This is a genomic window from Nonomuraea sp. NPDC049646, assembly GCF_044465525.1.
Lineage (GTDB): Bacteria > Actinomycetota > Actinomycetes > Streptosporangiales > Streptosporangiaceae > Nonomuraea.
The window spans coordinates 161,665-175,757 of sequence record NZ_JBITLU010000005.1 but is presented as its reverse complement, the minus strand read 5'-3'; the positions used below and the strand labels follow the sequence as shown (position 1 = coordinate 175,757).

The 14,093-nt window shown below is 71.7% G+C and carries 15 protein-coding genes; 9 read left to right on the top strand and 6 right to left on the bottom strand.

The annotated features are described in order from the left end of the window. Positions 1-35 precede the first annotated feature (35 nt). Entirely contained in the window at positions 36-263 is a 228-nt protein-coding gene (locus ACIBQ8_RS16385) for an exodeoxyribonuclease VII small subunit (RefSeq protein ID WP_352325447.1), read from the top strand. A gap of 4 nt (positions 264-267) precedes the next feature. Here ACIBQ8_RS16385 and ACIBQ8_RS16380 read toward each other — a convergent pair whose 3' ends face one another. Further along, entirely contained in the window at positions 268-681 is a 414-nt protein-coding gene (locus tag ACIBQ8_RS16380) for a nitroreductase family deazaflavin-dependent oxidoreductase (RefSeq protein ID WP_397192314.1), read from the bottom strand. 83 nt (positions 682-764) lie between these two features. Here ACIBQ8_RS16380 and ACIBQ8_RS16375 point away from each other — a divergent pair, with 83 nt between their 5' ends. Next, a complete protein-coding gene (locus tag ACIBQ8_RS16375) occupies positions 765-1,370 on the top strand; it encodes a TetR/AcrR family transcriptional regulator (RefSeq protein WP_397176915.1) in 606 nt (201 codons plus the stop codon). On the opposite strand, the gene xseA is transcribed toward ACIBQ8_RS16375, so the two are convergent. Both xseA and ACIBQ8_RS16365 read right to left on the bottom strand, forming a co-directional pair. Further along, positions 1,367-2,569 carry an exodeoxyribonuclease VII large subunit gene (xseA, locus tag ACIBQ8_RS16370; protein ID WP_397176916.1) on the bottom strand — a complete coding sequence of 401 codons (1,203 nt, stop codon included), beginning with the start codon at positions 2,567-2,569 and terminating at the stop codon, positions 1,367-1,369. The genes ACIBQ8_RS16375 and xseA overlap by 4 nt on opposite strands. A 26-nt stretch (positions 2,570-2,595) precedes the next feature. Further along, the gene (locus ACIBQ8_RS16365; protein ID WP_397192313.1) at positions 2,596-3,684 is read right to left on the bottom strand and encodes a hypothetical protein; all 1,089 of its coding nucleotides are present in this window, start codon (positions 3,682-3,684) and stop codon (positions 2,596-2,598) included. Between the two features lie 100 nt (positions 3,685-3,784). On the opposite strand from ACIBQ8_RS16365, the gene ACIBQ8_RS16360 reads away from it, so the two are divergent. Further along, the gene (locus ACIBQ8_RS16360) at positions 3,785-4,750 is read left to right on the top strand and encodes a 4-hydroxy-3-methylbut-2-enyl diphosphate reductase (RefSeq protein WP_397176919.1); all 966 of its coding nucleotides are present in this window, start codon (positions 3,785-3,787) and stop codon (positions 4,748-4,750) included. Here ACIBQ8_RS16360 and ACIBQ8_RS16355 read toward each other — a convergent pair. Continuing rightward, entirely contained in the window at positions 4,747-5,256 is a 510-nt protein-coding gene (locus tag ACIBQ8_RS16355) for a DUF6542 domain-containing protein (protein ID WP_397176921.1), read from the bottom strand. The two genes, ACIBQ8_RS16360 and ACIBQ8_RS16355, sit on opposite strands and share 4 nt — an antisense overlap. A 14-nt stretch (positions 5,257-5,270) precedes the next feature. Beyond that, positions 5,271-6,527: a DNA recombination protein RmuC gene (locus ACIBQ8_RS16350; RefSeq protein WP_397176922.1), complete on the bottom strand. Its 1,257-nt coding sequence runs from the start codon at positions 6,525-6,527 to the stop codon at positions 5,271-5,273. Positions 6,528-6,622: 95 nt separating this feature from the next. Between ACIBQ8_RS16350 and ACIBQ8_RS16345 the strand changes: the two genes are divergently transcribed. Next, entirely contained in the window at positions 6,623-7,348 is a 726-nt protein-coding gene (locus ACIBQ8_RS16345; RefSeq protein ID WP_397176924.1) for a hypothetical protein, read from the top strand. 11 nt (positions 7,349-7,359) lie between these two features. Next, a complete protein-coding gene (gene ychF / locus ACIBQ8_RS16340) occupies positions 7,360-8,436 on the top strand; it encodes a redox-regulated ATPase YchF (RefSeq protein WP_397176925.1) in 1,077 nt (358 codons plus the stop codon). A gap of 14 nt (positions 8,437-8,450) precedes the next feature. Here ychF and ACIBQ8_RS16335 read toward each other — a convergent pair whose 3' ends face one another. Then, positions 8,451-8,750 carry a hypothetical protein gene (locus tag ACIBQ8_RS16335; RefSeq protein ID WP_397176926.1) on the bottom strand — a complete coding sequence of 100 codons (300 nt, stop codon included), beginning with the start codon at positions 8,748-8,750 and terminating at the stop codon, positions 8,451-8,453. A 197-nt stretch (positions 8,751-8,947) separates the two neighbouring features. On the opposite strand from ACIBQ8_RS16335, the gene ACIBQ8_RS16330 reads away from it, so the two are divergent. The 4 genes from ACIBQ8_RS16330 (at position 8,948) to ACIBQ8_RS16315 (ending at position 14,053) form a co-directional block, all read left to right on the top strand. Beyond that, positions 8,948-9,247: a hypothetical protein gene (locus ACIBQ8_RS16330; RefSeq protein ID WP_397176928.1), complete on the top strand. Its 300-nt coding sequence runs from the start codon at positions 8,948-8,950 to the stop codon at positions 9,245-9,247. A 623-nt stretch (positions 9,248-9,870) separates the two neighbouring features. After that, a complete protein-coding gene (locus ACIBQ8_RS16325) occupies positions 9,871-10,623 on the top strand; it encodes a conjugal transfer protein (protein ID WP_397176930.1) in 753 nt (250 codons plus the stop codon). Between the two features lie 81 nt (positions 10,624-10,704). Continuing rightward, entirely contained in the window at positions 10,705-10,950 is a 246-nt protein-coding gene (locus tag ACIBQ8_RS16320; RefSeq protein ID WP_357974902.1) for a hypothetical protein, read from the top strand. Between the two features lie 55 nt (positions 10,951-11,005). Beyond that, a complete protein-coding gene (locus ACIBQ8_RS16315) occupies positions 11,006-14,053 on the top strand; it encodes a TcpE family conjugal transfer membrane protein (protein WP_397192312.1) in 3,048 nt (1,015 codons plus the stop codon). Positions 14,054-14,093: the final 40 nt, after the last annotated feature.

The following is a 14,093-nucleotide window of genomic DNA, read 5'->3' as shown; positions in this document are numbered from 1 at the left end:
CGTGGCCGGGCGCGGCGGCGTCTAGGGTGGTGGCCGTGGCAGACGAGAAGACACCTTCGTACGAGCAGGCCCGCGAGGAGCTGACCGAGGTGGTGCGCCGCCTGGAGACGGGCGGGCTCACCCTGGAGCAGTCGATCGAGCTCTGGGAGCGCGGCGAGCGGCTCGCGGCCGTCTGCGAGGAGTGGCTGCAGGGCGCCCGGGTCAAGCTCGCCGCCGCCATGGCGAGGCGCTCGGAGCCGGGCGCCGACGACGCCCCCTTCTGATCCGTCAGGAGGCGGTGCGGTTGAGCGCCACCACCGGGATGCGGCGGCTGGTCTTGGCCTCGTACTCGGCGAAGCCGGAGGCGATCTCGACCATGCGGGCGTAGAGCCGGTCGCGCTCGTCGCCCTCGACGAAGTCCGCCTTCACCTCGAACGTCTCGGTGCCGATCTCGGCCGTCGCCGTGGGGTTGGCGCGCAGGTTGTGGTACCAGGCCGGGTGGTTGTCGGCGCCCGCGTTGGAGGCGATGATCACATAGCGGTCGCCGTCGGCCAGGTACATCACCGGGGTGGTCGTCGGCCGGCCGCTCTTGGCGCCCGTCGTGGTGAGCAGCACCAGCGACGCGCCCTCGAACATGCCGCCCACCCGGCCCTCGTTGGCCCGGAATTCGTCGATGACCTGCTGGTTGAACGAGTTGGTCATGCTCAGCTCCTCATAATCGGAGAGTTCTCCGATTCGGAGAATACCGGAGAGCTCTCCGTTCGCGGGGGAGTTATGCTCCAGGCGTGTGCGCACGTCCTCTGCTGCCCGTCGTCGGGCAGCCCCAGCCCGAGCGGGCTGACGCCGCGCGCAACCGCCGGAAGATCATCGAGGTGGCCGCCACGATGATCGCCGAGCGCGGCGCCGAGGAGCTCTCGCTCGACGAGGTGGCCAAGGCCGCCTGCGTCGGGGTGGGCACCGTCTACCGGCGCTTCGGCGACCGCGCGGGGCTCGTCCTCGCGCTGATCGACGAGCGGGAACGGCGGTTCCAGGCGGCGTTCCTGAGCGGCCCGCCGCCGCTCGGGCCCGGCGCGCCGCCCGCGGAGCGGGTCACGGCGTTCCTGCACGCGCTGGTCGATCGCATCGTCGAGCAGCAGGACCTGTTCCTGCTGCTGGAGAACGGGCCGGGCAAGGTGCGCTACAGCGGGCCGTACAAGGTGCACCAGGTCCATCTGGCGAGCCTGCTCGCCGCGGCCCGGCCGGGGGCTGACGCCGCCTACCTGGCCGACTCGCTGCTCGCGCCGGTCACCGCCTGGCTGATCAAGTTCCAGCGGGAGGAGCGGGGCATGACGGTGGAGGGCGTCAAGGCCGGCCTCGCCGACCTGGCCGCCGCCGTCGTGCGGGGGCCCTAGTCCTCCGTACGGACCGTGAGCCGGTCGTCGCTCAGCCTGATCGTCAGCGGGGTGCCCGGCGGCACGTCCTTGGCCAGGCGCACGACCTCGCCCGACGGATGCTGCACGATCGCGTAGCCGCGCTCCAGCGTGGCCGCGGGCGACAGCGCGACCAGGCGGGCCCGCAGGTGCGCGAGGTCGTCGGCGGCCCGGTCGAGCGAGCCGGTCAGCGACCGCCTGGCCCGCTCCCGCAGCGCGTCGACCTGCTCGGCGCGGCGTTCGAGCTCGCGCACCGGATCGGCCAGCGACGGCCGCGAGCGCACCGACGTCAGCCAGGACATCTCCCGGTCGAGCCAGCCGTTGAGCACCCGCCGCCCGCGGTCGCGGAGCTGGCGGATCAGCGCGAGCTGCTCGCCCACGTCGGGGACGACCTTCTTGGCGGCGTCGGTGGGCGTGGAGGCGCGTACGTCGGCCACCAGGTCGAGCAGCGGGCTGTCCTGCTCGTGGCCGATCGCGCTGACCACGGGGGTGCGGCAGGCGGCCACCGCGCGCACGAGCGTCTCGTCGGAGAAGGGCAGCAGGTCCTCCAGCGAACCGCCGCCGCGGGCCACGACGATGACCTCGACCTCGGGATCGGCGTCGAGCTTGCGCAGCGCCTCGGTGACCTCCCCGACCGCGTACGGCCCCTGGACGGCCACCTCCTCCACCTTGAACCGCACGGCCGGCCAGCGGCGGCGGGCGTTCTCCAGCACGTCGCGCTCGGCGGCCGAGTCGCGCCCGCAGACGAGCCCGATCGTGCCCGGCAGGAACGGCAGCCGCCGCTTCCTGTCGGCGTTGAACAGCCCCTCGGTGGCCAGCAGCCGGCGCAGCCGCTCCAGCCTGGCCAGCAGCTCGCCCACGCCGACCGGCCGGATCTCCATCGCCGTGAAGGCGAACGAGCCCTTGTTGACCCAGAAGTCCGGCTTGACGTGCACCACGACCCGCGCGCCGTCGGAGGGACGCGGCTCGGCGGCCTCGTAGACGCCGCGCGGAGCCGTGACCCGGGCCGAGACGTTGGCCACCGGGTCACGCAGGGTCAGGAACACCGTGCCGCCGCGCGCGCTCAGATCGGTGATCTGGCCCTCGACCCACACCGTGCCGAGCCTGCCGATCCAGCCGCCCACCATCTGCAGGACCGTGCGGATCGGCAGCGGAGACTCGGGTGTGGTCTTCGAGGTCATGGCGGAAGACTACGGGTTCGCCGCGACTACTCCCCGGTCTGCAGCTTGGCCAGCCGGTTCTCGAACATGCGGACGACCTCGTCGCGGGCCTGGGTGGCGCGCTCGTAGGCGAGGTAGTCGCCGATCTGCGCGGCGGACTTGCCGCGCATCCTGGCCCGCAGCGAGGCCACGGTCAGCTCGGAGTAGCCGGGCAGCGGCTCGGCCAGGTCGTCCGGGACGGCCTTGGGCTCCGCCACGGGGGCGGCCGGCTCGGTGACGGCCTCCGCGGCGGCCTTGAGCACGCCGTCCTGGGGCGCGGCGGCGGCCGCGGGCTCCTCGGCGACCTCGGTGACGGCGGCGGGCTCGGCGGCGGGCTTGGCGGCCTTCGTCGCCTTCGCGGGCTTGGCGGTCGCGGCGGTCTTCGTGCTCTTTGCGGTCTTCGTGGCCTTGGCGGGCTTGGCGGGCTTGGCGGGCTTGGCGTCGCTCTCGGTGGCGGGCTCCGCCGCGGGCGCGACCTCAGCCACGGCGGCCGGCTCGACCTCTGCGGCCGGCTTGGCCTCGACGTCCTTGGTCTGGACGTCCTTGGTCTCGACGGCCTTGGTCTCTGCGGTCGGCTCGGCCTCGGCGGCGGGCTCCGGCTCGGAGGCGGGCTCGGCCTTCGCGGGCGCTTCGGCCTTGACCTCGGCCTTCGCGGGCGCGTCGGCCTTCGCCGGGGCCTTCGTCGGGGCCTCCGTCTCAGCGGCGGCCTCCGGCTTGGGCTCGGTCTCCGGCTTGGCGGCGGTCTTGCCCGCGGGGGCGAAGATGACCGGGTCCGGCTTGCTCTTGGCCGACCCGTTGGGCGCCGCCTCCGGACGCGGCGTGAAGATCACCGGCTCCTTGCGCGCCGGCTTCTCCTCCTCGGCAGGGGGAGCGGCGACCTGCGCGGCGGCGGAGGGACGAGACTCCTCCTCCTGCTCCTCCTTGGAGCCGAGCCCCTTGATGGAGTTCTTCACCCGGTCCACCACCAGCAGCGCCTGCCCGGCCGCGCTGAGCGTGGTCTGGACGACGAGCAGCGGCAGATCCTTGGCCTTCTCCTTGAGTTCGTCCTTGTTGGTAACGGTTCTGGCGATGTTGCGTATCACGTCGCTGAGGGACATGACGTCTCCCTGGGAGGTCTGTATTGGACGGCCAGTCTGGCAAACGGCGGGCGACCACGCACGCGCAGCCCTGATGGCCGCTCCACGTAGCATAAGAAGTATGGAGCCCCAGACCCCCACTTCCCGCCGAGTACTCGTAGCCAAGCCGCGCGGCTACTGTGCCGGAGTCGATCGAGCCGTGGTAGCGGTCGAGAAGGCTTTGGAGCAGTACGGCGCGCCGGTCTACGTCCGCAAGCAGATCGTGCACAACACCCACGTCGTCAGGACGCTGGAGGCCAGGGGCGCCATCTTCGTCGAGGAGACCGATGAGGTGCCCGAGGGCGAGATCGTGGTGTTCTCGGCCCACGGCGTCTCGCCGGCCGTGCACGAGGAGGCCAGGCAGCGGGGCCTGCGCACCATCGACGCCACCTGCCCGCTGGTCACCAAGGTGCACAACGAGGCCAAGCGGTTCGCCGCCCAGGACTACGACATCCTGCTCATCGGGCACGAAGGCCACGAAGAGGTCGAGGGCACCTCGGGCGAGGCCCCCGACCACATCCAGCTCGTCGACGGCCTCGACTCGGTCGAGAAGGTCCAGGTGAAGGACCCCGACAAGCTCGTGTGGCTGTCGCAGACCACCCTGTCGGTCGACGAGACCACCGAGACGGTCGCCCGCCTCAAGGAGCGCTTCCCCACCCTGATCGACCCGCCGAGCGACGACATCTGCTACGCCACCCAGAACCGGCAGGTCGCGGTGAAGGAGATCGCCGCCGAGGCCCAGCTCGTGATCGTGGTCGGGTCGGAGAACTCGTCCAACTCCAAGCGCCTGGTCGAGGTGGCCAAAGACTACGGCGCCGAGGCCGCGTACCTGGTGGACAACGCCGGCTTCATCCAGGACGAATGGCTCGACGGCGTCACCACGGTCGGCGTGACCAGCGGAGCCTCGGTGCCGGAGGAGCTGGTGGACGAGGTGCTGGCGCGGCTGGCCGGGCACGGCTTCGGCGACGTGCGCGAGGTCGAGTCGGTGCAGGAGAGCATGCGCTTCGCGCTCCCGCACGAGCTGCGCAAGGACCTTCGCGTGTCCTAGTCGTCGCCGCGCGGGGTGCCGTAGACCTTGGGCTCGAAGTAGCCCTCCGGCTCGGGCACGAACGGCTGGCGCGGGCGCGGCATCTCCGCGCCCGCCTTCAGCTCCTCGCGCAGCTCCCGCACGTTGTCGCGCAGGCCGCGCCGCCAGGCGACGGCCAGCACGACCGCCGAGCCGGCGAACAGCCAGGGGGCGCCGCGGGTCAGCGAGCCGTACAGGCCGAGGGCCAGCGACTGCATGATCGACACCGAGCCGAACGCGCGCCCGAGCTCGACGAAGAGCGTCGCGCAGAAGAACACCAGCGGCGGCGTGACCACCAGCGACAGCAGCTCGCGCTTGTTGACCAGGAGCACGCCGAGCAGGCTCGACGCCACGAACGCGGCCCCCACCAGGTAGGACAGGCCGAGCACCGCGCTCAGGACATAGCCCGCCAGGGTGGCGACCAAGGTGAGCGCGATGGCGCCGCGAGCGGTCAGCCTGACGCCAGAACGCCTGCCCTTCTCTGCCACTGTCCCACCCCCGTTTACGGCGACCCGCCTGCCAACTTACCGTTCGAGTGCGAAATCAGAGACGTGGTTTCGAGCAGTTCGGGCGAGGCCAGGGGTCTCGGGAGCCCTTCGAGCATGTCCGGGGCGTCCAGATCGCCGTCCACGACGCCCAGATCGTTGAGTTTGCGTGCGGTGACCAGGACGCGGCTTTCGAGCGAACCGACCGACTTGTTGTACGCCTCCACCGCCCGCGTCAGCGCCTTGCCCAGCGACTCCACGTTCCTGCCGAGGGACGACAGCCGCTCGTACAGCTCCTTGCCCAGCTCGAACACCGCCCGCGCGTTCTCGCTCAGCGCGGCCTGCTGCCAGGCGTAGTGGGCGGTGCGCAGCATCGTGATCAGCGTCGTCGGCGTGGCGATGTGCACCCGCCGCGCCATGGCGTACTCCAGCAGCGCGGGGTCGCGTTCGAGCGCGGGCGCGAGGAACGCCTCGCCCGGGATGAACAGCACCACGAACTCCGGCGAGGGGTTGAACCCCTGCCAGTACGCCTTGGCCGCCAGCCGGTCGACGTGCTCGCGGACGTGCCTGGCGTGCGCGTCGAGCCGGACGGTGGCCAGCGACTCGTCGCCCGCCTCGGCCGCCTCCAGGTAGGCCGCGAGCGAGACCTTGGAGTCGACCACGATGTTCTTGCCGCCGGCCAGCCTGATCACCATGTCGGGCCGCATCGCGCCCTCGACGACCTGCTCCTCGAAGTCGCAGTGGCGCTGCATCCCGGCGATCTCGGCCACCCGGCGCAGTTGCAGCTCGCCCCACCGCCCGCGCGCCTCGGGCCGCTGCAGGGCCCTGACCAGCGCGGTCGTCTGCGAGCGCAGCTGCTCGTTGCTCTGCTGCACGAACTCCATCTGCTTGACCAGCTCCGCCCGCGCCGCCCGCTGCCCGGCCTCGGTGTCGCGAAGCTGCGACTCGACCCGCGCGAGCGCGTCCTTCAGCGGCTCGACCAGGTGCTCGACGGCCTGCCTGCGCTGGTCGAGATCGCCGGCGGCCTCCGCCCGGCTGGCCGACAGGCGGGTCTCGGCCAGTTCCAGGAAACGCACGTTGTTGACGTCGAGGGCGCGCGTGGACAGGGCCTGGAACCGTTCGGCGAGCTGCTCCTCGACGTAGACCAGCTTCTCGGCGGCCGACCTGGCCCGCGCGTCGGCCTCGGCCACCCGCACCGCCGCGCGGGTCCTGGCGACCAGGAAGCCGACGAGGAGTCCGAGGGCGAGTCCGATGAGCAGCGAGACGACATCCACTCCAACGATGATTGCAGCACATCGCGTCTGGATCTTCCCGACACGCTTGCGGAATCCGCTTGTGCGCCGACTGATCCGTCACGCACAGTATTGGGATGGCTACCGGTACGAGCCTCGCCGTCGCCGTGTCCGCGGTGTCGGTCGCCCTGATCGCCCTGGCCGGAGCCGTGATCACCGGCCCCGGGGCCGAGGAGCCGGCGGCCACCCGCCCGACCCTGCGCTGGACGCCCGGCGCCTGCGTCACCGACCGCTACGCGCTGATCCCGTGCAACGGCGGCGACTTCGAGGTGCTGGCCATCGCCCACGACCCGCCGCGGCCCGCCGACTGCCCCGACGACACCGACGACGTGCTGCGCATCGGCCTGGGCCGCACGGCCTGCGTACGGTCCTCCCTGGCCCCGCACGCCGGGGCGCCCGGCGGTGGCGGCGGCGTGCTCAGGCCCGGCGACTGCGTGGCCCTCGACGGCCGGGAGCGCCCGTGCGCGGGCACAGGCTGGTACGGCAGATCCGTCGCGATCGCCTCGACGGCCGGCGAATGCCCCTCGACCACCCTCGACACGCTCGAAAGCGGAGCGAACGTCGTCTGTCTGGGCCCCGGCGGTCAGGTGCTCGACGAGGGCGCGTGCGTGGCCAGACCGGCCGCCGACGTCGTCGCCAGGTCGGCCGTGACCAGGGCCGCTTGCGACTCGTCCGCGGCCTGGGCGCGCGTCGTCTCCTTCGAGACCACGCCCGCGGCCTGCCCGGCCGGCGTCCAGCGCTACCTGCGCGCGGCGCCCGGGACCTACCGTCCGGTGACCTGCCTGCACCTGCTCAGCAAGTAAACTCGCTGTCCGTGAGCCTTTCCATCGGCATCGTCGGCCTGCCCAACGTCGGTAAGTCCACGCTCTTCAACGCGCTGACCAAGACCGGCAACGCACTCGCCGCGAACTACCCGTTCGCCACCATCGAGCCCAACGTGGGGATCGTGGGCGTGCCCGACGACCGCCTGCCCAAGCTGGCCGAGATCTTCGGCTCGGCTCGCGTGCTGCCCGCCAAGGTGGAGTTCGTCGACATCGCGGGCCTGGTCAAGGGCGCCTCGGAGGGGCAGGGCAGGGGCAACCAGTTCCTCGCCAACATCCGCGACACCGACGCGATCTGCCAGGTCATCCGCGTCTTCGGCGACCCCGACGTCACGCACGTCGACGGTGAGATCTCCCCCAAGCGGGACATCGAGACCATCAACACCGAGCTGATCATGGCCGACCTGCAGACGGTCGAGAAGGCCGTGCCGCGCCTGCAGAAGGAGGCGCGCAACAACAAGGACAAGAAGGCGGCGCTGGAGGCCGCCGAGGCCGCGCTGGCCGTCCTGGAGACCGGCAAGACCGTCTTCGAGAGCGGCCTCGACCGGGAGGAGCTGCGCGAGCTCCACCTGCTCACCGCCAAGCCCTTCCTCTACGTCTTCAACCTCGACGCCGACGAGCTGACCGACACCGCGCTCAAGGAGCAGCTGTCGGCCCTCGTCGCGCCCGCCGAGGCCGTCTTCCTCGACGCCAAGATCGAGTCGGAGCTGGTCGAGCTCGACGAGGAGGAGGCCCTGGAGCTGCTCCAGTCGGTCGGCCAGGAGGAGTCGGGCCTGCGCCAGCTCGCCCGGGTCGGCTTCGAGACGCTGGGCCTGCAGACCTACCTGACCGCCGGCCCGAAGGAGACCAGGGCCTGGACGATCCGCAAGGGCGCCACGGCGCCCGAGGCGGCCGGCGTGATCCACACCGACTTCCAGCGCGGCTTCATCAAGGCCGAGGTGGTCTCCTTCGACGACCTGGTCGAAGTGGGCTCCATCGCCAGCGCCCGGTCCGCGGGCAAGGCCCGCATCGAGGGCAAGGACTACGTCATGCGCGACGGCGACGTGGTGGAGTTCCGCTTCAACGTCTGATCCGCCGGCCCGCGCTATCCGAGCAGCCCGCCGAGCAGGGCCGCGGGGCCGCCGCTGAGCGGGCCGCCACCGCCGCTCAGCGGGCCTCCGCCGCCGTTGCCGGCGGGCTTCTTGTCGAAGTGGATGAGCTCGTTCGCGTACGTGCCGCCCTGGCACACGGCCTTGCCGCGGCCGACGGGGGCGACCTTGCCGCCCGCCTCGGTGCACTCGCTGTCGGTGACCCAGGAGGGCGCGGCGGCGGCCGGGGAGGGCGCGCTGAGGGCGAACGCGGCGAGCGCGGCGGCGGGCAGGAGGGCGGCGGCGAGGCGACGCATCACATCAGTCCAATCACGGTGGGCTAACTTTCGCTACGCTAGGTTACCGGCGGATCGCCGTCGAAAGCCCATCGTCCGGACGACGAACGCGCAGGCCCTTCCGGGATTATGTGATTCCGGGACAACTGACGCGTCAACCACTTTGGGTCCCTACGCGTCGAATCGTCACGGCGTTCACGCTGACTCGGGAGGCCCTCATGATCCGACGCATCATCCGGAAACGACGTCCGGCGCCCACCCTCGCGGGCATCAGCCTGGAGGAGGAGCTGGCCCTGATCAGGGTCGAGCTCATGTACGGGCTGCGCGTCAACCGTGAGGCGTATTTGCGCAGGAAGGTCGACGAGCGCAACGAGCTGGCCAGCCGCGTGCGGGAGCGGGACGCCGCCTCGATGCTCGCCGACCTGCGGGGGTCGCTGGAGCGCGCGGTGCCCCCCACGGTCGTCGACCTGCACAGCCGTCGCCGGGCACGCACCAGCCAGGACCCCGAGCCCGCCTGAGCCGAGACTGTCGTACCCCCAGAAGTGGTGCATAACACCCTCTGTCCTCCTCTCATGCCAAATGCGCAGGTCGTGAGCATCTATGCCTGTTTTGGACAGGAATCCATGTCTGCCGCGCTAGGCGGAAATGGGCGTCTGGCCTGGTCAAATGGTGATTCCGCCAGTTAGTGACGGGAAGCGGCACTGACGTCTGCCATACGGATCCGGTTTGCCGTCAGGCCGGTCATGCCTGCAGCATGGGCGTGGCTTTCCTGGAAGAATGGCGGGACCGGATAGGGTGACTACTTCACCGCGGATGATGGGGATCGGCAACGGACGACACCGCGCCAACCGGGGGGATCGGCGCGAGCGGAGGCGTGATGGCTCGTAGGTCTACCGTCCAGCACGATCCTCGGATCGCTGGCGAGCCTGAGCTTTCCGCGCGCCCGGACATGGCTGACTTCGACGCGCCGCCCTCGCGCAGGCCGCGCCGGGGCGGCTGGTCCGGTGGCGGCGGACGGTGGCTGGTCTGGGCCGGCCGCATCATTCTCTGGGCGCTTATTGTGGTTATCGTGGTGAATGGGATTCGTGCCCCATTTGAGCGGTTTACCCAGCAAGAGCCCACGACGACGAATGGCGCCGCCGTGGCGCACAAGGGATTCCCCGCCGACCAGGGCATGGCTTTCGCCGCCCAGTTCGCGGGGGTCTATCTGAATTTCAGCCCGGAAGACGCGGCCAGCCGGACCAGGAAGCTCGCCGCGTTCCTGGCCGAGGGCATGGACGCGCAGATGTGGTGGGACGGGTTCGGCAAGATGGCCGCCGTCGCGATCCAGCCGTACGACATCGAGGCGACCGACGCCCAGAACGCCGTGGTCAGCGTGGCCTTCCAGTCCGGGCCGCGCCGGCTCATGCTGTCGGTCCCGATCTACTACTCCGGCGACGACAACGGCAGGCGGTTCGTCATCTCGGGGCGTCCGGCGATCCTTCCCGCGCCGGCCCCCGCCGACCTGCCGCAGCTCGCCAAGCCGGAGACCGACGACGCGGCGGCGGCCGAGCTCAAGCCGCAACTGGAGGGCTTCTTCAAGGACTACGCCTCCGGCGACACCGCCGGGCTGCAGCGCTACGTGGCCGCCGGGAAGACCCTGCCGAGCTTCGGCAGCGCCTTCACCTTCGCGGAGCTGAAGGACATCGTGGTGCCTGTGGGGGGTGCCACCCGAGAGATCCAGGCGGTCGTGGTGTGGATCGTGCCCAACGGCGACGCTCCGGCCACGCCGAGCGCCACCGACCCGGCCGCCGTCGGCGGGCGGCTGGAGCAGGCCTACCGCCTCACCGTGGAGAAGCAGGGCGACAAGTGGTACGTCGCCGACATCCGCGGCGCTGGTCGGGCCGTTGGATAGACGCTCGGCCGCGCTGTTGTTCGGTACCCCCCGGGAGGACAAGAAGTGACGTTGAAGACCGTAGTGCTCACCTTGATCGAAATGACGCCGTCGCCGTCGCCGACCGGCATTGACACCGGAGGGCTCGCCAACTTCCTGCGTGCCTTCTTCGCCCCGTTGTTCCTGGTCGTCGTCTCCGTGGTCGCGCTCTTCTTCCTCTTCACCCGCGAGATCACGCGTTTCGTCCAGTTCCTCATCCTGGCTGTGGCCATCGGAGTGATCTTCTACGTTCCCAACATCATCGAGGTGACGGCGAAGGCGATCGCGGGCGCTCTCGGCATCAAGTAAAGGGTTGAGACCGCTCCAGGGCGGTCATGTACGAGCGGGTGGAGAGGAGGACTGCGTGGACCTGCCCACGTATACGAACATCTGGCGCATCGAGAAGCGGCTCTACAAGCTCTACGACCTTCGCCTCCCGATGCCGCTCCCCATCGTCTGGATCGGCGTGTTCGTCGGGGTGTTCGTGCCGTGGTCGCTCCTGCTGATCCTGGTGGGCGTGCCGGTGGCCATGCCGTGGCACGTACTGTTCCTGGTCCCGCCGGGGATCGTGACGTGGTTGTCCACGCGTCCCGTCATCGAGGGGAAGCGGCTCACCGAGCTTCTGGAGTCCCAGCTGCGCTACCTGGGCCAGCCCAAGGCCTGGTACCGGCTCGCTCCCACGTCCGAGCCCGAGGCGGTCACGTTCTCGGGGCGCATCTGGCGTACCACTCCGGTCCGGGTCAAGGCCAAGGCGGCGCGCAAGTCCCGCCAGCCGCAGCGCAAGCGTGAGGGGCAGCGGATCACGGGTCCGCGCCAGGTCCGTCCAGCCGTGGCCGCCGCGGCGGCGGCCGCCCAGCAGGCGCCGGTGGCGGAGGCGCGTACCGGGTGGGGGTCGCGTACCAGGCGGGGCACGGCGCCCGCGCTGGCGCCGCAGGCCCGCCGTCCCGCCCCCGCCTTCGGCCGGGACGTGCCGCTGGTCCTGGTCCCAGGGGATGAGAACGGACCGGCGCTGCCGCCGGTCGAGCATGACGTCGCCGCCGGAGAGCTGGCCAGCCGCGAGCTCACCGGCGGCGCCCTCCCCGCCCGCCCCCGCCGCGCCGCCCCCGGCCACGAGATCGCTGTTCCCGAGGAGAGAGACCCCTCGGAGGCGACGCAGCCGAGCGCACGCAGGGCGTCGGGTCAGCGTGCGGACGCCGATGCGGGCGAGGTGCAGGGTGGCGGGGCGGTCGTGCCGATCCGGCCGGCGGAGGGGCTCAAGCCCGTGGCCGGCAAGCCGATCGACACCGAGGCCCTGCGGCGGCTGCGCAGGCTCGCCGCCACCGCCGACGCGCCCGGCGAGGCCGCGGGTCGCGCGGAAGGCGAGCGCGGCACCGCAGAACGCCGCGACGACGTCACCGGACGTCGTGAGAGCACCGACGAGCGCCGCCAGGGCGTCACCGGCCGTCCCGAAGGCGTGGGGCGCGAGGACGACAACACGATCGCCCGCGACCAGCACAGGAAGGGGCAGCCGCCGCGGGTCGCGCCCGGGACGGTGATCCTGGGCGCGCAGCGTTCCTGGCCCCCGGTCGACCCCGACGCCAAGCCCCTCTCCGGCCCACCCCTTCGCCTCGAAGACCAGATCCCCACCCCCCAGCCCCCCACCGACACCCCACCCCCAGCCGAAGCCGGCCCCGTGGGCGAGGGCGCATACCCGGCAGAAAGCGCGCATCCCGACAAGGGGGCACCGACAGGGGCAGGCATCCCGACAAGCGAGGCCGAGTCGGCACTCGAAGGCACCCCCGTCGACCCGACCGCTCCTGCCGTCAGCACGGACACCCCGAGCACCGACGCTTCTACATCCGACGCTCCGAGGCTCGACGCTTCCAGGTCCGACGCTCCCGGCGCCGAACGGTCCTTCGAGACCGCGCATGAGGCCGCCGCCGAAGCCTCCACCCCCGCCGAAGCCCCCGCCCCCAGTGAAGCGCCTGTTGGCAGCGAAGCGCCCGCTGACGGCGAAGAGCCTGCCCGCGCCGAGGTCCCCGCCCGCGGCGGAGCCTCCGCCCGAGGCGAAGCGGCCGTTGGTGGTGAGCGGGCCGTTGTCGGCGAAGGGCATGCGTCCTCGGGGCAGGCTGTCACTGGCGAGGAGGGTGTCCCTGTTGGGGGAGACGCTGCTGGCGGGAGGGACGGTTCCGTGGGCGAGGAGGCTGCCACCGAGCAGGGGGTTTCCGCCGACGTGGGTGCCGTCGTTGAGCGGCCTGCGGCTGCGCGTACGGAGGTAGCGGCTGGCCAGGGCGAGGGGGACGGGGGCGTACCGGACGAGCCCTCCGAGGTGTACGGCGAGCCTGGGCGGGACGTGGCGGCGCGGCGGCGGCCCGCCGGCGGCCGGCCCGGGGACAGGGCGGGTGGGCTCGTGGCGCCCGTGCCGGTTCCCAGGCCCGGCGAAGGCGGCAGGCCTCCCGAGGGACGGGTGCGCAGGGTCGAGTCCGTGGTGGGCCGGGACTCCGGCGGATGGCGCCGGATCGCCCAGGTCGTGGTGGGCGGAGGCGGCGTACGCACCGACGGGTCCGAGATCGACGAGGCCAGGGCCAGGGCCGTGTTCGGCGGCAGCCGGCGGATCGTGGTGCTCGGCTGCACCGGCGGCGCGGGTCAGTCCACGACGGCGCTCATGCTCGGCCACACCTTCGCCACCTACCGCGACGACCGGATCGTCGCCGTCGACGCCAACACCGGCGGCACCACGCTGACCAGCAGGATCGAGCCCGAGACGCCGGAGACCCTGACGTCGCTGCTGTCCGGCCTCGACCAGGTCAGCGGCTACCTGACGATGCGGGGCTTCACCACCCGCACCGCCTCCGGCCTTGAGGTGATCTCGGCCGACACCGACGCGGGCGCCGAGCAGCGGCTCGCCGACCGCAGCTTCTTCTCCGACCACCGGCTGGGCGAGTCGATGCGCCTGCTCGACCGCCACTACAAGCTGTCGGTCATCGACCCGGCCGCCGCGCTCGCGGCCCGCATCCTGCCGTACGCCGACCAGCTCGTGCTGGTGGTCCCGGCGAGCGAGGAGGCGGCCGAGGCGGTGGCGATGACGTACGAATGGCTCGACGGGCACGGCTGCGGCGAGCTGCGCAGGCGTGCGGTGATGGTCGTCAACGGCGTGAGCAGGCGTTCGATGGCCGACGTCGAGCAGGCGGAGGCGGTGGCCAGAGGCAGGTGCCGGGCCATCGTCAGGGTCCCGTGGGAGGACGGCCTGGCGCCCGGCGGCGCGGAGATCGTCGACCCCGGTCAGTTGCGCGCGGCCGGACGGCGGGCCTACCTCGCCCTCGCCGGCGTCGTGGTTGCAGGCTTCGCGGTACAGGCACACGGACAGGCCGTCCGACCGAGCGAAGAGGAGTTGGCGAGTGACCCCCCGGGCACGAGAATCGGTGAGCGTTAAGTGAACATGCGAGCAGGTCTGGCCCGTTCATGCGCCGAGG